The organism is Parabacteroides sp. KHUB-01 (genome assembly GCF_056640935.1).
On sequence record NZ_CM153256.1, the window covers coordinates 2,474,984 to 2,496,932 of the forward strand.

17 protein-coding genes, 3 tRNA genes and 3 rRNA genes are annotated in these 21,949 nt (G+C 39.6%); 22 read left to right on the forward strand and 1 reads right to left on the reverse strand.

The genetic code is table 11. From position 1 onward, the window contains the following. The first annotated feature begins 39 nt into the window (after positions 1–39). The 7 genes from ACYIAR_RS10620 (at position 40) to ACYIAR_RS10650 (ending at position 6,439) form a co-directional block, all read left to right on the forward strand. Positions 40–1,572, forward strand: a 16S ribosomal RNA gene (locus ACYIAR_RS10620). Between the two features lie 122 nt (positions 1,573–1,694). Continuing rightward, a tRNA-Ile gene (locus ACYIAR_RS10625) sits at positions 1,695–1,768 on the forward strand. Between the two features lie 14 nt (positions 1,769–1,782). Next, a tRNA-Asp gene (locus ACYIAR_RS10630) sits at positions 1,783–1,856 on the forward strand. An 8-nt stretch (positions 1,857–1,864) separates the two neighbouring features. Then, a tRNA-Ala gene (locus ACYIAR_RS10635) sits at positions 1,865–1,938 on the forward strand. Between the two features lie 114 nt (positions 1,939–2,052). Next, a 23S ribosomal RNA gene (locus tag ACYIAR_RS10640) occupies positions 2,053–4,928 on the forward strand. A 154-nt stretch (positions 4,929–5,082) separates the two neighbouring features. Beyond that, a 5S ribosomal RNA gene (gene rrf / locus ACYIAR_RS10645) occupies positions 5,083–5,193 on the forward strand. The 16S, 23S and 5S rRNA genes sit together here with 3 tRNA genes alongside, the layout of an rRNA operon. A 73-nt stretch (positions 5,194–5,266) precedes the next feature. After that, positions 5,267–6,439 carry an MFS transporter gene (locus tag ACYIAR_RS10650; RefSeq protein ID WP_480329545.1) on the forward strand — a complete coding sequence of 391 codons (1,173 nt, stop codon included), beginning with the start codon at positions 5,267–5,269 and terminating at the stop codon, positions 6,437–6,439. On the opposite strand, the gene ACYIAR_RS10655 is transcribed toward ACYIAR_RS10650, so the two are convergent. After that, entirely contained in the window at positions 6,431–7,114 is a 684-nt protein-coding gene (locus tag ACYIAR_RS10655; RefSeq protein ID WP_480329546.1) for an SIR2 family NAD-dependent protein deacylase, read from the reverse strand. The genes ACYIAR_RS10650 and ACYIAR_RS10655 overlap by 9 nt on opposite strands. 235 nt (positions 7,115–7,349) lie before the next feature. Between ACYIAR_RS10655 and ACYIAR_RS10660 the strand changes: the two genes are divergently transcribed. The 15 genes from ACYIAR_RS10660 to folE all read left to right on the forward strand — a co-directional run bounded on the left by ACYIAR_RS10660 (position 7,350) and on the right by folE (position 21,922). Next, positions 7,350–8,186: a hypothetical protein gene (locus ACYIAR_RS10660; RefSeq protein WP_480329547.1), complete on the forward strand. Its 837-nt coding sequence runs from the start codon at positions 7,350–7,352 to the stop codon at positions 8,184–8,186. Positions 8,187–8,281: 95 nt separating this feature from the next. Beyond that, positions 8,282–8,869: a BamJ family beta-barrel-assembly machinery protein gene (bamJ, locus tag ACYIAR_RS10665; RefSeq protein ID WP_480329548.1), complete on the forward strand. Its 588-nt coding sequence runs from the start codon at positions 8,282–8,284 to the stop codon at positions 8,867–8,869. Between the two features lie 105 nt (positions 8,870–8,974). Then, positions 8,975–9,673, forward strand: a complete 699-nt coding sequence (bamJ, locus tag ACYIAR_RS10670) for a BamJ family beta-barrel-assembly machinery protein (protein WP_480329549.1) — start codon at positions 8,975–8,977, stop codon at positions 9,671–9,673. Between the two features lie 244 nt (positions 9,674–9,917). Next, complete coding sequence (locus tag ACYIAR_RS10675; protein WP_480329550.1) at positions 9,918–10,385, forward strand: Lrp/AsnC family transcriptional regulator; 468 nt, start codon at positions 9,918–9,920, stop codon at positions 10,383–10,385. 114 nt (positions 10,386–10,499) lie between these two features. After that, positions 10,500–11,885, forward strand: a complete 1,386-nt coding sequence (locus ACYIAR_RS10680; RefSeq protein ID WP_480329551.1) for a S8 family peptidase — start codon at positions 10,500–10,502, stop codon at positions 11,883–11,885. Further along, entirely contained in the window at positions 11,857–13,206 is a 1,350-nt protein-coding gene (gene xseA, locus ACYIAR_RS10685; RefSeq protein WP_480329552.1) for an exodeoxyribonuclease VII large subunit, read from the forward strand. The genes ACYIAR_RS10680 and xseA overlap by 29 nt, the downstream gene beginning before the upstream one ends. 7 nt (positions 13,207–13,213) lie before the next feature. Further along, entirely contained in the window at positions 13,214–13,414 is a 201-nt protein-coding gene (gene xseB, locus ACYIAR_RS10690; RefSeq protein WP_480329553.1) for an exodeoxyribonuclease VII small subunit, read from the forward strand. Continuing rightward, positions 13,411–14,103, forward strand: coding sequence for a 2-C-methyl-D-erythritol 4-phosphate cytidylyltransferase (locus ACYIAR_RS10695; protein WP_480329554.1), 693 nt, complete (start codon positions 13,411–13,413; stop codon positions 14,101–14,103). The genes xseB and ACYIAR_RS10695 overlap by 4 nt, the downstream gene beginning before the upstream one ends. A 3-nt stretch (positions 14,104–14,106) precedes the next feature. Further along, on the forward strand, positions 14,107–16,206 hold the full coding sequence (gene recG, locus ACYIAR_RS10700) for an ATP-dependent DNA helicase RecG (RefSeq protein WP_480329555.1): 2,100 nt from the start codon (positions 14,107–14,109) through the stop codon (positions 16,204–16,206). Between the two features lie 216 nt (positions 16,207–16,422). Next, the gene (locus tag ACYIAR_RS10705; RefSeq protein ID WP_480329556.1) at positions 16,423–17,649 is read left to right on the forward strand and encodes a peptidoglycan DD-metalloendopeptidase family protein; all 1,227 of its coding nucleotides are present in this window, start codon (positions 16,423–16,425) and stop codon (positions 17,647–17,649) included. A gap of 357 nt (positions 17,650–18,006) precedes the next feature. Continuing rightward, positions 18,007–18,549, forward strand: coding sequence for a DUF1599 domain-containing protein (locus tag ACYIAR_RS10710; protein ID WP_480329557.1), 543 nt, complete (start codon positions 18,007–18,009; stop codon positions 18,547–18,549). A gap of 22 nt (positions 18,550–18,571) precedes the next feature. Next, positions 18,572–19,876, forward strand: coding sequence for a BT_3928 family protein (locus ACYIAR_RS10715; protein WP_480333629.1), 1,305 nt, complete (start codon positions 18,572–18,574; stop codon positions 19,874–19,876). A gap of 9 nt (positions 19,877–19,885) precedes the next feature. Further along, positions 19,886–20,647, forward strand: coding sequence for a triose-phosphate isomerase (gene tpiA / locus ACYIAR_RS10720; RefSeq protein ID WP_480329558.1), 762 nt, complete (start codon positions 19,886–19,888; stop codon positions 20,645–20,647). Positions 20,648–20,811: 164 nt separating this feature from the next. Further along, positions 20,812–21,321 (forward strand): SPOR domain-containing protein, encoded by a 510-nt coding sequence (locus ACYIAR_RS10725; RefSeq protein WP_480329559.1) that lies wholly within the window; start codon positions 20,812–20,814, stop codon positions 21,319–21,321. A gap of 7 nt (positions 21,322–21,328) precedes the next feature. Further along, the gene (gene folE, locus ACYIAR_RS10730) at positions 21,329–21,922 is read left to right on the forward strand and encodes a GTP cyclohydrolase I FolE (protein ID WP_480329560.1); all 594 of its coding nucleotides are present in this window, start codon (positions 21,329–21,331) and stop codon (positions 21,920–21,922) included. The last annotated feature ends 27 nt before the right edge of the window (positions 21,923–21,949 follow it).

Consider the following 21,949-nt stretch of genomic DNA (forward strand, 5'->3'; position numbering starts at 1 on the left):
AGTAACGGAATCTTGAGCATAAGACATAAACAATTTATAACAACGAAGAGTTTGATCCTGGCTCAGGATGAACGCTAGCGACAGGCTTAACACATGCAAGTCGAGGGGCAGCGGGATAGTTGGCTTGCCAACTATTGCCGGCGACCGGCGCACGGGTGAGTAACGCGTATGCAACTTACCTATCAGAGGGGGATAGCTCATCGAAAGATGAATTAATACCGCATAAAACAGGGGTCCCGCATGGGAATATTTGTTAAAGATTCATCGCTGATAGATAGGCATGCGTTCCATTAGGCAGTTGGCGGGGTAACGGCCCACCAAACCGACGATGGATAGGGGTTCTGAGAGGAAGGTCCCCCACACTGGTACTGAGACACGGACCAGACTCCTACGGGAGGCAGCAGTGAGGAATATTGGTCAATGGACGGAAGTCTGAACCAGCCAAGTCGCGTGAAGGATGAAGGTTCTATGGATTGTAAACTTCTTTTATAGGGGAATAAAAAATTCCACGTGTGGGATCTTGTATGTACCCTATGAATAAGCATCGGCTAACTCCGTGCCAGCAGCCGCGGTAATACGGAGGATGCGAGCGTTATCCGGATTTATTGGGTTTAAAGGGTGCGTAGGTGGTCTTTTAAGTCAGCGGTGAAAGTTTGTGGCTTAACCATAAAATTGCCATTGATACTGGGAGACTTGAGTGTGTTTGAGGTAGGCGGAATGCGTAGTGTAGCGGTGAAATGCATAGATATTACGCAGAACTCCGATTGCGAAGGCAGCTTACTAAACCATAACTGACACTGAAGCACGAAAGCGTGGGTATCGAACAGGATTAGATACCCTGGTAGTCCACGCAGTAAACGATGATTACTAGGAGTTTGCGATATAATGTAAGCTCTACAGCGAAAGCGTTAAGTAATCCACCTGGGGAGTACGCCGGCAACGGTGAAACTCAAAGGAATTGACGGGGGCCCGCACAAGCGGAGGAACATGTGGTTTAATTCGATGATACGCGAGGAACCTTACCCGGGTTTGAACGCAGGGGGACCGGTCAGGAAACTGACTTTCTAGCAATAGCCGCTTGCGAGGTGCTGCATGGTTGTCGTCAGCTCGTGCCGTGAGGTGTCGGCTTAAGTGCCATAACGAGCGCAACCCTTGCCGTTAGTTACTAACAAGTAAAGTTGAGGACTCTAGCGGGACTGCCAGCGTAAGCTGTGAGGAAGGCGGGGATGACGTCAAATCAGCACGGCCCTTACATCCGGGGCGACACACGTGTTACAATGGCGTGGACAAAGAGTTGCGACCTGGCGACAGGGAGCTAATCTCGAAACCACGTCTCAGTTCGGATCGGAGTCTGCAACTCGACTCCGTGAAGCTGGATTCGCTAGTAATCGCGCATCAGCCATGGCGCGGTGAATACGTTCCCGGGCCTTGTACACACCGCCCGTCAAGCCATGGGAGCCGGGAGTACCTGAAGTCTGTAACCGCAAGGAACGGCCTAGGGTAAAACTGGTGACTGGGGCTAAGTCGTAACAAGGTAGCCGTACCGGAAGGTGCGGCTGGAACACCTCCTTTCTGGAGCGAGAGTTTCCGTGAAGATTATCAAGTGGTATTGAATCTCCACTTGTACTACGTTGGATATATGAAAAAAAGATAAAAAGAGAGAAAGATGAAGCTGGGAAACCGGCAAAGTTGACAGTCCTATAGCTCAGTTGGTTAGAGCGCTACACTGATAATGTAGAGGTCGGCAGTTCAACTCTGCCTGGGACTACTTCTCAAATGAATGGTGCGTTAGTTCAGCTGGTTAGAATACATGCCTGTCACGCATGGGGTCACGGGTTCGAGTCCCGTACGCACCGCTTAAATTGGGGGATTAGCTCAGCTGGCTAGAGCATCTGCCTTGCACGCAGAGGGTCAACGGTTCGAATCCGTTATTCTCCACATAGCCTTGAAAAAGGTATAAGATCTTTGACATGTTGGACGATAAAGAGAAAGTTTTTAAAAAGTAGAGCAAGCTTAAGATATATCAATCCGGTACGTTGATGTACCAGATAAGGAAAAGTAAGCAAGGGCAGACGGTGGATGCCTTGGCTCTCGGAGGCGAAGAAGGACGTGATAAGCTGCGAAAAGCCCGGGGGAGATGCAAATAATCCCTGATCCCGGGATCTCCGAATGGGGCAACCCGGCAGGTTGAAGACCTGCCATCTCGTTAGAGAAGCGAACGCGGGGAACTGAAACATCTAAGTACCCGTAGGAAGAGAAAACAAAAGTGATTCCGCAAGTAGTGGCGAGCGAACGCGGAACAGCCCAAACCGATGTTGTCTAGGCAATATCGGGGTAGTAGGACCACGCTGTGGCAAGAAATTATCGAAGTAGAACGTTTTGGAAAGAACGGCCAAAGACGGTGACAGCCCGGTATACGAATCGATAACGAAGCCTAGTGGAATCCTGAGTAGCGCGGGACACGAGAAATCCTGTGTGAATCAGCGGGGCCCATCCCGTAAGGCTAAATACTCCCGAGAGACCGATAGCGAACCAGTACTGTGAAGGAAAGGTGAAAAGAACCTCGAACAGAGGAGTGAAATAGACCCTGAACCCGTCTGCCTACAAGCGGTCGGAGCAGCTTCGTGCTGTGACGGCGTGCCTTTTGCATAATGAACCTACGAGTTACTTTCAGTGGCAAGGTTAAGTAATTAAGTTACGGAGCCGAAGCGAAAGCGAGTCTTAATAGGGCGTTATAGTCACTGGGAGTAGACGCGAAACCAAGTGATCTACCCTTGGCCAGGATGAAGGTTGGGTAACACCAACTGGAGGTCCGAATGGGTATACGTTGAAAAGTGTTCCAATGAGCTGAGGGTAGGGGTGAAAGGCTAATCAAACTTGGAGATAGCTCGTACTCCCCGAAATGCATTTAGGTGCAGCCTGTGGTTAGTATAACATGAGGTAGAGCGACTGATTGGATGCGAGGGCTTCACCGCCTATCAAGTCCAGATAAACTCCGAATGCGTGTTATATATTGCCATGGAGTGAGGGCATGGGTGCTAAGGTCCATGTCCGAGAGGAGAAGAATCCAGACCACCTGCTAAGGTCCCCAAATAATAGTTAAGTTGAACTAACGAAGTCAGATTGCAGAGACAGCTAGGATGTTGGCTTGGAAGCAGCCATTCATTTAAAGAGTGCGTAACAGCTCACTAGTCGAGGAGTTTGGCGTGGATAATAATCGGGCATAAAACTATTTACCGAAGCAGTGGATCTCGTAAGAGATGGTAGGGGAGCATTCCGGCGGCGCTGAAGATAGAGGATGACCTTTGTTGGAGCTTCCGGAAAAGCAAATGTAGGTATAAGTAACGATAAAGGAGGTGAGAAACCTCCTCGCCGAAAGACTAAGGTTTCCTGATCAACGTTAATCGGATCAGGGTAAGTCGGGACCTAAGGATAAGCCGAACGGCGAAGCCGATGGAAGAAACGGTTAATATTCCGTTACTACTTTATGGAGTGACGTGGAGACGGAGAAGTGACAGTCCTGCCGGCTGACGGAATAGCCGGTTGAAGGGTGTAGATTAAGATTTCTGTAGGCAAATCCGCAGAGAGAGTCGAACCTGACAGTATGCCGCGTACTTGTACAAGGCAAAATGGATGTAACCATGCTCCCTAGAAAATCCGCTAAACATATTCATGAAGTACCCGTACCACAAACGGACACACGTAGTTGGGTTGAAAATACTGAGGCGCTCGAGTGAGTCACGGTTAAGGAACTAGGCAAAATGGTCCTGTAACTTCGGGATAAAGGACGCCTGCTTCGGCAGGCCGCAGAGAATAGGCCCAGGCGACTGTTTAACAAAAACACATGGCTGTGCGAAATAGTTAACATGAAGTATACAGCCTGACACCTGCCCGGTGCTGGAAGGTTAAGAGGAGATGTCATCGCAAGAGAAGCATTGAATTGAAGCCCCAGTAAACGGCGGCCGTAACTATAACGGTCCTAAGGTAGCGAAATTCCTTGTCGGGTAAGTTCCGACCTGCACGAATGGTGTAACGATCTGGGCACTGTCTCAACCGTGAGCTCGGTGAAATTGTAGTATCGGTGAAGATGCCGATTACCCGCGATGGGACGAAAAGACCCCGTGAACCTTTACTATAGCTTTACATTGAATTTGGGCACTTGATGTGTAGGATAGGTCGGAGGCTAAGAAGCAGGTACGCCAGTATTTGTGGAGCCGTCGTTGAAATACGACCCTTTGATTGTTTGAATTCTAACCCGCAGAAGCGGGGACACTGTATGGTGGGTAGTTTGACTGGGGTGGTCGCCTCCAAAAGCGTAACGGAGGCTTCTAAAGGTACCCTCAGACCGATTGGTAACCGGTCGCAGAGTGTAATGGCATAAGGGTGCTTGACTGGGAGACATACAAGTCGATCAGGTAGGAAACTAGAGCATAGTGATCCGGTGGTTCCGTATGGAAGGGCCATCGCTCAAAGGATAAAAGGTACTCCGGGGATAACAGGCTGATCATTCCCAAGAGCTCATATCGACGGAATGGTTTGGCACCTCGATGTCGGCTCGTCACATCCTGGGGCTGGAGAAGGTCCCAAGGGTTGGGCTGTTCGCCCATTAAAGTGGCACGCGAGCTGGGTTCAGAACGTCGTGAGACAGTTCGGTCTCTATCTATCGTGGGCGTAGGATATTTGAGGGGCTCTGACACTAGTACGAGAGGACCGTGTTGGACGAACCGCTGGTTTACCGGTTGTACCGCCAGGTGCACCGCCGGGTATCTAAGTTCGGATTGGATAAGTGCTGAAAGCATCTAAGTACGAAGCCAGCCTCAAGATAAGATATCCCTGAGGGTCGTTGTAGACTACGACGTTGATAGGCTACAGGTGTAAAGACAGTGATGTCAAAGCCGAGTAGTACTAATTGCCCGAGACTTTTCCTTATTGGAAGGATTGATAGATTTTAAGGCACTGGAAGTTCAGTGTTAGTTCTACGAAAAGAACTCTCTTTATTGTCACAGACATGTAACTTTTAAGTTAAAGAGTAAGAAACTTAAAAACTCAAAAACTTAAAAACTAAAGACCTTAAAAAGATATTAAGGTGGTTATAGCATTGGGGTTCCACCTCTTCCCATTCCGAACAGAGAAGTTAAGCCCAATCACGCCGATGGTACTGCGTAAAAGTGGGAGAGTAGGTAGCCGCCGTTTTAGAAAGCGAAGAGACTCGGTTCCGAAAGGAATCGGGTCTTTTTTTTGTTTATATAATATGTATTAATAAAATATGGAAAGAATAATATTGAAAGAGAATGCTGGTTTGCCTGCAAGTTTATTGTGGACTTTGGCTATTGTTGCCGGAATTTCTGTTGCAAACTTATATTATAATCAGCCTCTTCTTTATCAAATCAGTCAGGATTTGCAAGTCTCGGAGTTTAAGACAAACCTGATTTCTATGATAACACAGATAGGATACGCTTTAGGGTTATTATTTATAATACCATTAGCTGATTTATTACCTCGAAGAAAAATAATTTTGATAAACTTCTCCATACTTGTATTTTCTCTATTATCTATTTCTATAGCGAAAAACATAAATCTTATTTTCATAGCTTCTCTTTTAACCGGTATTTGTTCTATTATACCACAAATTTTTATTCCTGTAGCTGCACAGTTTTCTACTCCGGAAACAAAAGGAAAAAATGTTGGTATAGTTGTATCAGGTCTACTTACCGGGATATTATCATCACGAGTGGTTAGTGGCGTCGTTGGTGAGATAATGGGTTGGAGATTCATGTTTGTTGTAGCAGCTGTTTTAATGATAATATCTGCTATTGTTGTTATGAGAGTAATGCCTGACATCAAACCGAACTTCGAAGGGAAATATAGTGAATTGATGAAATCTCTTTTGACTTTGGTTCGTGATTATCCAGTATTACGCATTTCAGCGCTTCGTTCCGGTTTTGCGTTCGGCAGCTTTTTAGCAATGTGGAGTTGTCTTGCTTTCAGAATGGAACAGGCACCTTTTTATGCAGGCAGTCATATTGTAGGACTTTTAGGTTTGTGTGGTATTGCAGGAGCTTTGTCGGCATCGTTTGTCGGAAGATATGTGAGTAAAGTTGGTGTAAAGAATTTTAATTATATTGGATGTGGACTTTTGTTTTTATCATGGCTTTGTCTTAGCTTGCTTGGAAATACTTATGCCGGTATAATAGCAGGAATAATAATAATAGATATTGGAATGCAATGTATTCAGCTAAGCAACCAGACAACAATATTCAGTCTAAATCCTAAAGCCTCTAACCGAATAAATACTATATTTATGACAACTTATTTTGTTGGAGGAGCAACCGGAACATTCCTGGCAGGAACAGCCTGGTCCGTTTATGGTTGGAATGGAGTTGTAGCTGCAGGAATATTCCTTACAATATGCTCATTAATTGTTAATAGTTCAAAGTAATATTTCTCTGAGACGTTTTACGCCTTCTGATGCTCCACATTTAATATGTATGACATCGTCACGGTAAGTTTTCACGTCTTTAGGGTCGATAAGATAAATCGGTTGTCCGCGTCTGACATAATTAATCAGACCGGCAGCCGGATAAACATTAAGAGAAGTCCCAATTATAACCATAATATCGCATTCTTCAATTTCACGGATTGCTGGGTCAATCATAGGAACAGCTTCTCCGAACCAGACTATGAAAGGTCGTAACTGAATTCCATTTTCATCTTTATCTCCAAGATTTATTTCAGGTTTGTTTACCGGAATATCATAAGTTTTTGTAAGGTTATTAACCGGACAAGCCTTCATTAATTCCCCATGCAAATGAATAACATTTGAACTCCCTGCTCTTTCGTGAAGGTTATCTACGTTTTGGGTTATGATATGCATATCGAAATCTTTTTCCATTTCTGCCAAACCAATATGTCCGGCATTAGGTTTACAGTTCAGAAGTTCTTTACGGCGTTGATTATAGAAATCCAGAACCAGTTGGGGATTTTTATTGAAACCTTCAGGAGTTGCCACATCTTCAATTCTATGTTTTTCCCATAGACCATCGGAATCTCTGAAAGTAGATATACCACTTTCAGCGCTCATTCCTGCACCGGTTAGTACTGCTATACGTTTCATATCTCAATATATTTAGAAATAGTTGAATTATTAATTTACTCTGTTCTTATAATATGTTGTCGGAACAAATAATTAAATAAGCGGAAGCAAGTTAATAAGATTTTGTAATCTTGACAACATAATCAGAAGTATTAAACTATCATATATTTATTGTTAGTGTTGGTTGTTTTATCATATACCTTGTCAACTGAAAAACTTAAGCTATCTTTGCCGTGATTATTAATGCATAAGACGTATGAAAAAATACAACTTATATACGCTGTCGGCAATTACATTTGCTATGATTATGTCATCTTGTAATGGAGATGCCAAGAAAGCTCAGGAAAGATTGGATAAAGCACAGTCATATTATGAACAAGGTGATTTTTTCTCTGCCCGTAATGAGATAGATTCCATCAGAGCTTTATATCCTAAAGAAGTAGATGCATTGAAGAATGCGTTGGAATTGATGAGAAAAGTTGACTTCAAGGAATCTGAACGAAACCTGGCGTATTGCGACAGTCTTCTACCAATAAGAATGCAAGAAGTAGAAGATTTGAAGAAAGGCTTCGTGTTTGAGAAAGACTCGGATTATCAGGAAATAGGTAATTATATCTGGAAACAGCAAACTATCGAAAGAAATGTTCAGCGTTGCTATATCAGATGCGGAGTTGACGAACGAGGCGAAATGTATTTGGCAAGTGTATATTTTGGTGGTAAACCTATAAATCATACAGGTATTAGACTTAGCGCCGGAGGTGATTTATTTGCTGAGACTGCTTCAATTCCTTATGATGGTGGTATTAACTACAGATTTAAGGATATGGGAAATACAACAGAAGTTGTAACTTATAAAGGTGATGCAGGAAAGGATGCTGTTCAGTTTATTTATGATAATTCTGACAAGCGTATTAAAGTAGAATATACAGGAGGGAAACCTTATGTAATTTATATTGCAGAGGGAGACAAGAAAGCTTTAACAGCAACATATAATTTAGCTTCAGTGTTGAGTGATATTGACCACTTAAAGACTGAAAAGCAGAAAGCAGAAAAAAAACAGGCATATTTGAAGAATAAGTTAGAGAGTTTGTAAGTTTTTAAGTTATTGAGTTATTGTGTTTAGATTAAAAACATTACTTTTGCCTCCCGTAATAAAATATGCTAGAACATAATTAATTTATAATATAAATGGATAAAGTAAGCTACGCACTAGGTTTGAGTATTGGAAACAACTTCCAAAATTCAGGAATAAAAGAATTGAACATTGAAGACTTTGTAAAAGGTTTGAGCGATGTGTTGAATGAAACTCAGCCGGCTATCACTTATGATGAAGCTAAACAAGTAATAAATGAATTCTTTATGAAGCTTCAGCAGGAAAAGATGGAAATCAATAAGAAAGCTGGAGAAGAATTCTTGAATATCAACCGTCATAAAGCTGGTGTTGTTGAATTGCCTAGCGGTCTGCAGTATCAAGTTTTGCAGAAAGGTAATGGAGAAAAACCTAAAGCAACTGATAAAGTAAAATGCCATTATCATGGAACTTTAATCAATGGAACTGTATTCGACAGCTCTATTGAACGTGGTCAGCCTGCTGTATTTGGTGTAAATCAGGTAATCCCAGGTTGGGTTGAAGCTCTTCAGTTGATGGAAGTTGGTTCAAAATGGCGTTTGTTCATTCCTTCAAATCTTGCATATGGTGAACATGGGGCAGGAGAAATGATTGAACCTAACAGTACATTGATTTTTGATGTTGAGTTACTTGATATTGTAAAATAATATATAGTTGACAAGTTGACGAATATTTTTTATCTAAAAGTGTATTAGGTTTTGTCAGTTACAGTAAAACATCAATCTAAAGAATAAATTAAAACTTAAAATACGATGAACAAATTAAATGTTTTGGCTGCTGCAGCAGCAGTAGCCTTTGGTGCAGTTGCTACATCTTGTGATTCTAAACCAAGTGCAAAACTAAACAACTCAGTTGATAGTGTAAGCTATGCAATTGGTGTTAGCACAGGTGCAGGTTATAAGGAAAATTTGAAAACTTTGCCTGGTGGCGAAGCAAATGTTGATGCTTTGATTGCTGGTTTCATCGAAGCTATTAAAGGTGATTCAACAAAAATGAATCCACAGGCAGCTCAGGCTTATATCCAGACTTACTTTGTAGAAGCACAGGCAAAGGAAGCTAAGAAAAATAAAGAAGAAGGAGAAAAGTTCTTGGCTGAAAACAAGACAAAAGAAGGTGTTATCACTACTGAAAGTGGTTTACAATATAAGGTTATTACTGAAGGTACAGGTGCAAAACCAACTGAAAAGGATCGTGTAAAAGTTCATTATACTGGAACATTGCTTGATGGAACTAAGTTTGATAGCTCTGTAGATCGTGGTGAACCAGCAGAATTTGGCGTTACTCAGGTAATCAAAGGTTGGACAGAAGGTTTGCAGATTATGCCTGTAGGTTCAAAATATATTTTCTGGATTCCTTCTGAATTGGCTTATGGTGATCGTCCTGCAGGTCCAACTATCAAAGCAAATAGTGTTTTGAAATTCGAAGTTGAGTTGTTGGAAATTGTAAAGTAACTTTATAAGGTTATTGGACCAGTTTAAATAGAAACTACTCAATAGTTATAAAAAATGCGGTGAAATCATGTTGTATAGCATGTTTTTGCCGCTTTTTTTATTAATTATCTGATTTTTTCTTTCAAAATGATATGTGATTAAAAATATTTGTATATTTTTGATATTGAATTAAGGCAGAGTTGATAATCTGCTTCAGAACCTCTATAGCTGTCATCAGCTGTTATATTATAAGAACATTAAAAATATGGAAAAAGTAGACAAACTAGATCGCCAGATTTTGAGTATCATCTCAAAGAATGCCAGAATACCGTTCAAAGATGTAGCAGAAGAATGCGGAGTTTCACGTGCCGCAATTCATCAGCGTGTTCAGCGTATGATTGATATGAACGTAATAGTCGGTTCCGGTTATCATATAAATCCTAAAGTTTTGGGTTATAATACTTGTACATATATAGGTGTTAAACTAGAACGTGGTTCTATGTATAAGGATGTGGTTCCTGAATTTGAGAAAATCCCGGAAGTAGTAGAATGCCATTTTACAACAGGTCCTTATACAATGCTTATAAAATTATATGCACGTGACAACGAACATTTGATGGAGCTGTTGAATGGACAAATTCAGGAAATACCTGGTGTAACAGCTACTGAAACTCTTATATCTCTTCGTCAGAGTGTGAAGAGAGAAATGCCGATATGTGATTTTGAAGAATAATATATCTGTTTTTATTATTAATATCTTATGTTTTTCGGGTATATATGATTTTTCCCGGAAAACATAAGATATTGTTTTAGTTATGGATTTATAAAAAATACTCTTCCGGATAATATGAAATTGATAAGAGTTTTTGCTTTGTCATTCTTTTTTCTGATTTCAGTATCTAGCCTTTTTGCCGAAGATTTCCGTTTTCGTGTTTACCTGAATGAAAAAGGGTGTGATAATAGCATAATTGCCAAACCTGAACTCTTCCTTTCTGAAACAGCTATTTCCCGTCGGGAAAAACAAGGAATAGATATTAATTATAGTGATTTGCCATTTAGTTCTCGAATTCTGTCAGAGATAAAAAACTGTGGAGTACGCATTGTCACTAAAAGCAAGTGGATGCAGACTGTTGTCGTTGAAAGTTCGGATTCTGCAGTTGTTTCCAGAATAAAGAATTTGCCTGTTGTCGATTCTGTTCGCCTTGTTTGGAGAGGAGATGCTTCTTATAAGCTTCCACAAAAAGCTAATAATAAATATCCTATAACAGAACAAAGATTGAAGGATTTTTATGGAGTTGGTAAACTGCATATTGATATGCTGAATGGAAGAAAACTCCATAAGAAAGGATATTGTGGTGAAGGAATAAAGATAGCAGTTATAGATGCCGGTTTTAAGAACGCAGACATGATGGAGTTCTTTGACAATGTAAATATTGCCGGAACATTTAATGCTCAGAATCCCGAAGAGACTGTGTTTAGTGGAGATGAGCATGGAACAAAAGTATTGTCATGTATTGCAGCAAATAAACCTAATTATTTTGTAGGAACTGCTCCGGCTGCAGAATATTGGCTGATGAAAAGTGAAGATATGCGCTCGGAATACCCGATTGAAGAAGACTATTGGATAGCAGCTGTAGAATATGCGGACAGCGTAGGGGTTGATGTTATTACTTCATCATTGGGATATTATAAATATGATGATGGATTAGGTTATAAACATGAGGATTTGAATGGCAAGACAGCATTGATAAGTAGGGCTGCAACAATAGTAGCAGAGAAAGGCATATTAATATTTACCAGTGCAGGAAATGAAGGAGGAGGAGAATGGGAAAAAATAACATTTCCGGCGGATGCTGATAAGGTTGTTACAGTTGGATCTGTAGATTCAAAAAAGGAGAGAAGTGTTTTCAGTTCATCAGGTTATAGTGCTGATGGCCGTATTAAACCTGATGTAGTAGCATTAGGGACCAATTGTAATGTTGTAGACGAAGACGGAAAGGTCCGAATGGCTAGTGGTACATCTTTCGCAACTCCTATAATGGCAGGTATAGGAGCTTGTTTGTGGCAAGCTTTACCATGGCTTACTAGTCAGGATATTGTACGTTTGTTACATGAATATTCATCGGAAGCAGATAAGCCAACTCCGGAAAAGGGTTATGGCATTCCGGATATTTACAAAATATATAAAAAGGAGAAGAAGAAATATGGCAGTTCGAAGAAGTATAAAAATTGATGAAGACGACAGAGGCTGTACGCTTTCTGAGATAATGGGACGTGTTCGTTCTGTTATAAACAATACGTTTAGTGAAACATATTGGATTAAGGCGGAAACCAGTGATGTTCGTATCAATACTTCTTCAGGGCATTGTTATTTGGAATTTATAGAGAAAAGTGAAGAAAGTAATCAGATAATTGCCCGTGCCAGAGGTTATATCTGGGCAAAGGTTTTCAGATTGTTGAAACCTTATTTCGAAATGGAAACGAACCAGGTGTTTGGTTCCGGAATAAAAGTTCTAGTAAAAGTTTCGTTGGATTTCCATGAACTTTATGGTTTTAGTCTTAATGTTTTGGACATTGACCCTAGTTATACAGTAGGTGATATGGTCCGGAAAAAAATGGAAATAATAAGGAGACTGAAGGATGAAGGAGTTTTTACTCTGAATAAAGAACTTTGTTTGCCAGACTTGCCTCAAAAGATAGCTGTGATAACTTCTCCTACCGCAGCAGGATATGAGGATTTTGTGAATCAGCTGGAAAATAATAAATCAGGATATCCTTTTTATATCAAGTTGTTTCCGGCATTGATGCAAGGTGACAAGACTGAAGAGTCCGTTATTGCTGCATTAGATAGAATATATGACAATTACGAGTTGTTTGATGTTGTTGTTATAATCCGTGGAGGAGGAGCCACATCAGATTTGAACAGCTTTGATTCATATTTGCTGGCTGCAAGTTGTGCACAGTTCCCTTTACCGATATTAACAGGTATAGGTCATGAGAGAGATGATACTGTGGTTGATATGGTTGCTCACACTCGTTTGAAAACGCCAACGGCTGTTGCTGCATTTTTGTTGGATTGCATAGGACGTCAGGCAGAGGAACTGGAATCATTACAACGCAGAATGGTTAACTCGGCAGTCAATATTATATCATCACATCAGAATTTCATAAAATTACTTTCAAACCGTTTCCCGGAAAGAGTTATTAACAGGATAGAACGTAACAGAGGTGAGTTAAATAAAATGGCAATGCGCCTTCCTTCTGTATCATCATCACTGCTGTTGCGACAGGATAAAATGCTGGAATTATTACAAAACAAAATAATTGTAGCGACGGAAAGAAGAAAACAGAAAGAACTGCGATTTCTGGAATTGACAGAGCAGTTCATAAAAATGGCCTCGCCGGAATATATTCTCAAAAAGGGTTATAACATAACCATGGTAAACGGAAAGATAATAAAATCCGTAAAGGAAGTTTCTCCGGGAGAAACATTAACTGTATTCTGGAGCGATGGAAATGTGAACGCAAAAGTTGAAAATAAGTTTGAAAATTGAAAAGATTATGGGAAATAATAAAGAGACATATAATGAAGCCGTGACGAAGTTAAGGCGCATTGTCGCTGATATAGAGAATGAGGAGCTTGATGTTGATTTGTTGTCTGAAAAAGTAAAGGAAGCTACTCGCTTGATAAAACTGTGCAAAGAGAAATTATATAAAGTAGATGAAGACGTGAAAAAAGTATTGGAGGAATTGGATTCATGAGAAACTTTGTCGTTATAGTAGCCGGAGGTAAAGGTCTTAGAATGGGCGGAGATTTACCAAAACAATTTATTCCAATGCATGGAAAACCATTGCTGATGCATACTCTCGAAGCATTTTATAAATGGAATAATGAAGCTGAGATTATCCTGGTGTTGCCATTGGATCATCAGCCTTATTGGCAAATGCTATGTAAGGAAATAGGATGTAAAGTACCACATAGAGTTGTTACCGGTGGAGAAACAAGATTTCATTCTGTAAGAAATGGTCTCGAAGTTATAGAGTCAGAATTGCTCAGCAATGGAGAACAGGCTATTATTGCGGTTCATGATGGCGTGCGTCCGTTCGTTTCGTCCGATACAATTGATTCTTGTTTTAAGTCTGCTGAAAATAATGGAGCAGCAGTCCCTGTTTTACCGATGATAGATTCTTTGAGAGAGATAAAAAGTGAAGAAGAAAGCTCTCCTGTTGACAGAAGTAAATATTGTTCTGTTCAGACTCCACAAGTTTTCCGTTCTGATATTTTATTTGAATCATATAAACAGGAATATAACAGTTTGTTTACTGATGATGCTTCAGTTGTTGAAGCAAAAGGCTTTAAAGTGTCGTTAGTAAAAGGAAATCGTGAGAATATAAAAATAACGACTCCATTTGATTTGCTAATAGCAAAAGCTATCTTTGAGGAAAAATAAATAATGTTGGATTTAGACAAGCGTTCCATAGTTTATCTGCCCGGAGTTGGTCCGAAAAAAGCAGATGTATTGCAGAAAGAAGCCAATATAGCTTCTTTTGAAGATTTGTTGTATTATTTCCCATATAAATATATTGACCGAAGTCGTTTCTATAAAATATCTGAGATTAGGGGAAATATGCCATACATACAACTTAAGGGACGAATTTTGTCTTTTGAGGAAATAGGTGAGGGTAGAACCAAACGCTTGGTTGGCAAATTTTCCGACGGTAGCGGACTTATGGATTTAGTCTGGTTCAAAGGCTTGGCTTATGTCAAGGATAAGATAAAAATCGGAGTTGAATATATAGTTTTCGGTAAACCTGTAGAATTCGGTCATACATTTAATATAGCTCATCCTGATATAGATTCCGTTGAGCAAAGTGGTCAGGTGGCAAACGGATTGACACCTTATTATAACACAACGGAAAGGATGAAGAAATCTTTTCTTAATTCCCGAGCAATACAGAATCTGCAATATACATTGCTGACTAACATTAATTGGTATTTACCAGAAATTTTACCGAATAACATTATTACATCTTTGGGCTTGATGTCTTTTTCTGAAGCTATGAAGAATATTCATTTCCCGGAATCAACTGAGAAACTCAGAAGAGCACAAGCAAGATTGAAGTTTGACGAATTATTTTTCATTCAGCTGAATATGCTGAAGTCGGCATATAACAGACAGCGAAAACTTCAAGGTATTCCGTTTTTGAAAGTCGGCGACTATTTCAATACGTTCTATAAAGATTATTTGCCGTTTGAACTTACCGGTGCGCAAAAGCGTGTAGTTCGTGAAATGCGTGCGGATATGGGAAGTGGCAGACAGATGAACAGACTTCTTCAGGGAGATGTTGGAAGTGGAAAGACTCTTGTCGGTTTGCTTGCAATGCTTCTTGCATTGGACAACAACACTCAAGCATGCATGATGGCTCCGACAGAAATTCTGGCAGCACAGCATTATGCAACAATAAAATCCTTTTTGAAGGATATGGACATAAATGTTGCTTTGCTGACCGGCTCAACAAAGAAGTCCGAAAGGAATAAAATCCTGCCTGCCATTGCTAATGGAGAAATACAGATTGTTATCGGAACTCATGCGCTGATTGAGGAAACAGTTGTTTTCTCATCATTAGGATTGGCAATAATTGATGAACAGCACAGGTTCGGAGTTGAACAACGCTCAAAACTATGGGGTAAGAATAATGCGGTGGTTCCTCATGTCCTGGTAATGACAGCAACTCCAATTCCGCGTACTTTGGCAATGACATTGTATGGAGATTTGGATGTCTCTGTTATAGACGAGTTGCCGCCGGGACGTAAACCTATAATGACCATGCACCGCTATGATAATAATAAAGCCCAGCTCTTTGATTTCCTGCGTTCGGAAATACGAAAAGGCAGACAGGTTTATGTTGTCTATCCTTTGATAGAAGGAAATGAGAAATTGGATTATAAAAGTCTTGAAGAAGGATTTGAGAATTTCAAGGAAGTCTTTCCTGAATATAAGGTATGTATGGTTCACGGCAAAATGAAAGCCGCAGAGAAAGATAAAGAAATGCAGAAGTTTATTTCGGGAGAAGCCAATATACTTATGGCAACAACTGTAATAGAAGTTGGGGTTAATGTGCCTAATGCTTCCGTAATGGTTATCGAAAGTGCTGAAAGATTTGGTCTTTCACAGCTTCATCAGTTGAGAGGACGAGTGGGCCGCGGCGCGGAACAATCTTATTGCATACTTGTATCTTCTTATAAATTGAGTAATGAAACCCGAAAAAGGCTTGATATAATGGTTAAAAGTAACAATGGGTTTGAAATTGCTGAGGCAGATTTGAAACTGCGCGGATATGGAGATTTGGAAGGAACAAGGCAAAGTGGTGACGGCATTGATTTGAAGATAGCCAATTTGGCTTCCGACGGTCAGATTCTGCAAATCGCAAGAGATATGGCAATTAAAGTTTTGGACGAAGACCCTGATTTATCTTCCGAAACATACAGATTACTGAACGAAAGGCTGAAAAGTTTGTTCTCGAAAAAGATTAATTGGGGATTAATTAGTTGATATGTTGTATAACATATATTTTGTAACTGTTTGTTTAATTGTATTTTAAGTCATTTTATTAACATTTGAGAATTCTATTGAAGAAAAATTTCAGTAATAGATTTGTGATATATTTTTGAAATTCCGAACTTTGACATGCTGAGAATTAGCAGATTGTTAATAATAAGCCGAATTCTCTTCAATCACTTGAATAAGAATGCTTGAATTATTGTTGAAATGACTTTAAAAACACTATTGTCGCTATGTTTGGGCGTTGTTATGATTCCAGTAGCGAATGCCGTTGAACCTGAAAAGAAACAAACATCAGAGCAGATAACAGCACAAACAGAAATTTTGGATCGTCATGTATCAGAATTGATGGCTGATAGGGTAGGTTTTAAGAAAGATTTGTCTTCTGTAAAAATATTGGAAGCCGAATACGAAGAAATCCTATCTCATGAGTCATTGATGTTTCCAGCTGAAGATTTATACGGTTCAAATTGGGATACAAGATGGGTTGACCCGTTTAAGGGTTCAAATGAAAAGGTTGAGTTCCCTGATTCATGTGCAATTGACTGTTCTTCTTTTGTTTATCCTATAGCTATTGATTCAATAGCAAGAGTAACATCAAAATATGGACCTCGTCGCAGAAGAATGCATAAAGGTATTGACTTGAAAGTCTTGAAAGGTGATACCATCCGTGCAGCCTTCGACGGAAAAGTTCGTATCCGTAATTTTGAACGCCGTGGATATGGTTATTATCTGGTTATCCGCCATCCTAATGGTTTGGAAACAGTCTATGGTCATCTTTCAAAACAATTAGTTCAGGTTAATGATATAGTGAAGGCTGGTCAGCCAATTGGTTTGGGAGGAAATACAGGTCGTTCAACAGGTTCACATTTGCATTTTGAAACAAGATTCCTCGGACAGGCTATAAATCCTGCAGAAATAATTGATTTTGAAAATGGTGTTCCTCATGAGGATAAATATGTTTTCCATAATGTGAAAATCAACGGTAGAAAGAGTAATATATATACTTCTTCAAGTAACCAGATGGTTTATCACAGAGTTAAATCAGGTGATACATTAGGAAAGATAGCAAGAATGTATGGAACAACTGTTAGTGAGCTTTGCAGATTGAATGGACTGAAGAGTACTTCGATGTTAAGAATCGGTCAGTCAATTCGTTGTTCTGCAGGTGTAGAACAGGCTAATAATAATCGCCCATCAAAGGCTACTGCAAAAAAAGTTGTTGTTGAGGCAAAACAGGAAGCCGTAGCAGCATTAAATGACAATAATTCTGCAGAACAAAGTAATGAACCTGTATATCATAGAATAAAATCAGGTGATACATTAGGTGCTATAGCATTGCGTTATGGCACAACAGTTTCGAAATTATGTGAATTGAATGGAATAACAAAGACTACGGTTTTACGTATAGGCCGTGCAATTCGTTGTTCATAATTGCTGATAAGTTCCTGAAAATAAGTGAAAGGCATAAAGGTTTTCCTTTGTGCCTTTTTATTTTCTATAGCAATCATAAACTTGAGTAAAAAATATGTTTCTAAGCTTAATTTAAAATATATCTAGATATATGGTAATTTGGGGCCGTATTTATTCTCAAATATATACGGCCCCAAATGAATTTAGGTTCGGCCTTAATTATTTTTTCTGTTGTTGTTTTTTCTGATGTGTTCGGACGTGTTTTCAGTATCTTTTCTTCAGATAGGATGCGGCTCGGTAAAATCAAAATCAAAAACAAGCTTTTGATTTTGATTCTACGCTCACCTTTCACTATCTTTGCCGTATAATTCGGATAATATGCAAGATACGAAACAACAATTTGAAAAAGTTATATCAATATGTCGTGATCTTTTCGAAAAGAAACTCAAGGACTATGGTCCTTCATGGCGTATTATGAGACCGACTTCATTGACTGATCAGATATTTATAAAGGCAAACCGAATACGAAGCCTTGAAATCAAGGGCGTTAGTATGGTTAATGAGGGAATTCGTCCTGAATTCATTGGAATTGTCAATTATGGGATAATTGGTCTTATCCAGTTGGCAAAGGGTTTTTCTGATACAACTGATATAACTAACGAAGAGGCTTTGGAGTTGTATGATAAATATATGACGGAAACGAAAGAACTTATGTATGCTAAAAATCATGACTATGATGAGGCGTGGCGTAGTATGCGAATAAGTTCATATACTGATCTGATACTTATGAAGCTTTATCGAACCAAACAAATCGAAAGTCATGACGGAAAGACTTTGGTTTCAGAAGGCATAGATGCCAATTATATGGATATGGTAAATTATGCATTGTTCGGTTTGATAAAACTTGAGTTTGGCGAGTGATAATACATACATGAATTTATCAATGAACGGAAAAGAGATTGTTGAAAAAGTCTTGGCGGAAGCCGGCAGAATACTTATTGGCGTCGTTTTCATTTTCTCAGGTTTTGTAAAGGCTGTTGATCCAATGGGTGGCGCTATTAAGATAGATGACTATCTTAAGGCTTTCGGTTTGGATTTTCTGCATATATTTTCTGTTACATTGTCGATGAACCTGGCTGCATTTGAGTTTATGCTGGGTGTATGTATGTTGTTGGGAGTATATAGAAGATATACATCATTCCTCACATTGGTGTTTATGCTTTTCATGACTCCACTCACATTGTATCTGGCATTGTTCAACCCTGTTTCTGATTGTGGATGTTTTGGTGATGCTCTGGTGCTTACCAATTGGGAAACCTTTCTTAAGAATGTAGTTTTGCTTTCTGCTGCTATATATACATTTGTCTATAATCAGAAACTATATCAATTATATACATATAAGGTATATTGGTTTGTAGCCTTGTTCTCATACCTTTATATGTTGTTGTTTGCCAATATAAATTACAATCATCTTCCTGTCATTGATTTCAGGCCGTTCAAGGTTGGGGTAAATATTCCGTCGCAGATGGAAATACCTGAAGGTGCTCCGCAGGATGAATATGAATATTCGTTCATATATGAAAAAGATGGTGTTCAGAAAGAGTTTACGCTTGATAATTATCCAAGCAACGATTCTAGCTGGGTATTTGTCGATTCAAAAACGACATTAATAAAGCAGGGATATGTCCCGCCAATCAGCAATTTCTCCGTTACGACACTGGATGGAGTTGATGTTACTGACAGCTTGCTGAGTGATAGCAGAGCTTTGTATCTTCTGATTGCTCCGGACCTGAAAAAAGCAAGTGATGAAAGAATCGACGAAATCAATAATGTGTTCGACTTTACTCAGGAATATGATAATTTAGGCTTTTATTGTATTACCGGTTCTACAGAAGATGAAATCAATAAATGGATAGATTATACAGGAGCCGAATATTCATTTTTGTTTGCTGATGAGGTAGTGTTGAAAACTATAATCCGTTCAAATCCGGGATTGGTCCTGATAAAAGATGGAACAATACTTGCCAAATGGCATTATAACGATATTCCGGACGAACAAGTTCTGGACGCGCTGACCAAATCATATTTGGCAGGAAATAAACAAAATATTAAAGAAGAAGCGGAACTATTAACCAACCTATTGACTTTTACCGTACCTTTGCTGTTCGTTTGGGGGTACGACTGGTTTAGAAACAAACGAAAGAAAAAAAGAAAAATAATTTTTGTATCACATACTTTATATAAATAATTTAAGATTATGAGAAAGAACATTGTTGCAGGAAACTGGAAAATGAACACTACTCTGGCTGAAGGCTTGGAGTTGGCAAAAGGCTTGAACGAAGCTTTGAAAAACAAAACAACTAACTGTGATGTTATCATCGGTACTCCGTTCACTCACTTGGCAAGCGTAGCTGCTGCTATCGATACTAACAAAATCGGTGTAGCTGCTGAAAACTGTGCAGATAAAGTAAGCGGTGCTTTCACAGGTGAAGTTTCTGCTGCTATGGTTGCTTCAACAGGTGCTAAATATGTTATTTTGGGTCACTCTGAACGTCGTGCTTACTATCACGAAACTCCAGAAATCCTTAAGACTAAAGTTGAATTGGCTTTGGCTAACGGTTTGACTCCAATCTTCTGTATTGGTGAAGTTTTGGAAGAAAGAGAAGCTGGCAAACACTTCGAAGTTGTTGACGCACAGATCGAAGGTTCTTTGTTCAACTTGTCTGCTGAAGATTTCGGTAAAATCATCTTGGCTTACGAACCAGTTTGGGCTATCGGTACTGGTAAAACTGCTACAGCTGACCAGGCTGAAGAAATCCACGCTCACATCCGTGCTACATTGGCTGCTAAATATGGTAACGAAGTTGCTGACAACTGCACTATCCTTTACGGTGGTAGCTGCAACGGCGGTAACGCAAAAGAATTGTTCGCTAAACCAAACGTTGACGGTGGTTTGATTGGTGGTGCTTCTTTGGCAGTTGAAAAATTCATGCCTATTATCGAAGCTTTCGATAAATAATTTTTTTATTTAAGTTTCGTATTGCTCAACTTTGTTTATAGTTGATAAGTTTACAAGAGAACAAGTTGACAAGGAATATCTTGTTAACTTGTTTCTGAAGCCTTGTCAACTATATGCAAGTTGAGTTTGCGAAACTTGAACTATTTAAAATCTAAATATATAGTATGAGATATTTCCTTGGACTTTTGTTTGTCGCTTTGTGTTCGGCTTTTAGTTTGTCGGCTCAAACAACTGATGATAATGCTGCAACGGTGCATGTCATGACGATATTTGACAGACTGTCGTCACGACAGGCAGGTAAGGGTGTTGTAACCGTTAATCAGTCTGATGAGATAAAACGATTGGTCGGAGCACGAAAATACGGAAAGAATGTTGAGACAACAGAGAATGAAACTTTCCTGAAAATCCAGGGATTCCGAACACAGGTTTTCTCCGGAAATAACCAGCGTAAATCAAAAGATGAAGCTTTTAAGAAAGAAAAAGAAATAAAGGAATTATTTCCGGATATGCCGACTTATGTAACCTACAACGCTCCGTTCTGGAAATTGCGTGTAGGCGATTTTCGCTCGCACGAAGAAGCTTATCGTACTTTGAGGCTGCTTATGGACGCATTCCCTTCATACGCCAAAGAGATGTACATAGTTAAAGAAGAAGTAAAAATTCCATTGAATTAAATAATATATGTCTGAGTTGAACGAAGAAATAATATTGAAAAACAGAGAAGTTCTCGCTGACCATTATCGTGAGGTTTTGACTCTGTTAGGTGAAAATCCTGAACGTGAAGGCTTGCTGAAAACACCTATGCGTGTGGCAAAGGCAATGCAGTTCCTTACCAAAGGATATAACGAAGACCCGGAAGCCGTTTTACGTTCTGCAATGTTCCAGGAAGAAGATTACAAACAGATGGTCATTGTTAAGGATATTGATTTCTTTTCGCTTTGCGAACATCATATGTTGCCGTTTTTCGGAAAGGCGCACATCGCGTATATTCCTAAAAAATACATTACCGGTTTGAGCAAGATTCCTCGTGTTGTAGATATTTTTGCCCGCCGTTTGCAGATTCAGGAACGACTGACTATGCAGATTAAAGATTGTATTCAGAAAACTCTTGATCCTCTTGGCGTAATGGTTGTTATCGAGGCACAGCACATGTGTATGCAAATGCGTGGAGTTGAGAAACAGAATTCTCTTACCACAACATCTGATTTTACAGGATTCTTCCAGCAGGCAAAAACAAGAGAAGAATTTATGAATCTTATAAAGCATAATAAGTAATTCAAGTTTCGCAAGCTCAACTTCCAG

Excerpts from the sequence above, each read along its gene's own strand:
- xseB (WP_480329553.1), top strand. The coding sequence starts at position 13,214 with ATGGGAAATAATAAAGAGACATATAATGAAGCCGTGACGAAGTTAAGG.
- ACYIAR_RS10695 (WP_480329554.1), top strand. The coding sequence starts at position 13,411 with ATGAGAAACTTTGTCGTTATAGTAGCCGGAGGTAAAGGTCTTAGAATG.
- bamJ (WP_480329548.1), top strand. The coding sequence starts at position 8,282 with ATGGATAAAGTAAGCTACGCACTAGGTTTGAGTATTGGAAACAACTTC.
- ACYIAR_RS10655 (WP_480329546.1), bottom strand. The coding sequence starts at position 7,114 with ATGAAACGTATAGCAGTACTAACCGGTGCAGGAATGAGCGCTGAAAGT.
- ACYIAR_RS10710 (WP_480329557.1), top strand. The coding sequence starts at position 18,007 with ATGCAAGATACGAAACAACAATTTGAAAAAGTTATATCAATATGTCGT.
- folE (WP_480329560.1), top strand. The coding sequence starts at position 21,329 with ATGTCTGAGTTGAACGAAGAAATAATATTGAAAAACAGAGAAGTTCTC.
- ACYIAR_RS10675 (WP_480329550.1), top strand. The coding sequence starts at position 9,918 with ATGGAAAAAGTAGACAAACTAGATCGCCAGATTTTGAGTATCATCTCA.
- ACYIAR_RS10715 (WP_480333629.1), top strand. The coding sequence starts at position 18,572 with ATGAACGGAAAAGAGATTGTTGAAAAAGTCTTGGCGGAAGCCGGCAGA.
- tpiA (WP_480329558.1), top strand. The coding sequence starts at position 19,886 with ATGAGAAAGAACATTGTTGCAGGAAACTGGAAAATGAACACTACTCTG.
- ACYIAR_RS10650 (WP_480329545.1), top strand. The coding sequence starts at position 5,267 with ATGGAAAGAATAATATTGAAAGAGAATGCTGGTTTGCCTGCAAGTTTA.
- ACYIAR_RS10725 (WP_480329559.1), top strand. The coding sequence starts at position 20,812 with ATGAGATATTTCCTTGGACTTTTGTTTGTCGCTTTGTGTTCGGCTTTT.
- bamJ (WP_480329549.1), top strand. The coding sequence starts at position 8,975 with ATGAACAAATTAAATGTTTTGGCTGCTGCAGCAGCAGTAGCCTTTGGT.
- ACYIAR_RS10660 (WP_480329547.1), top strand. The coding sequence starts at position 7,350 with ATGAAAAAATACAACTTATATACGCTGTCGGCAATTACATTTGCTATG.
- recG (WP_480329555.1), top strand. The coding sequence starts at position 14,107 with ATGTTGGATTTAGACAAGCGTTCCATAGTTTATCTGCCCGGAGTTGGT.
- ACYIAR_RS10680 (WP_480329551.1), top strand. The coding sequence starts at position 10,500 with ATGAAATTGATAAGAGTTTTTGCTTTGTCATTCTTTTTTCTGATTTCA.
- ACYIAR_RS10705 (WP_480329556.1), top strand. The coding sequence starts at position 16,423 with ATGACTTTAAAAACACTATTGTCGCTATGTTTGGGCGTTGTTATGATT.
- xseA (WP_480329552.1), top strand. The coding sequence starts at position 11,857 with ATGGCAGTTCGAAGAAGTATAAAAATTGATGAAGACGACAGAGGCTGT.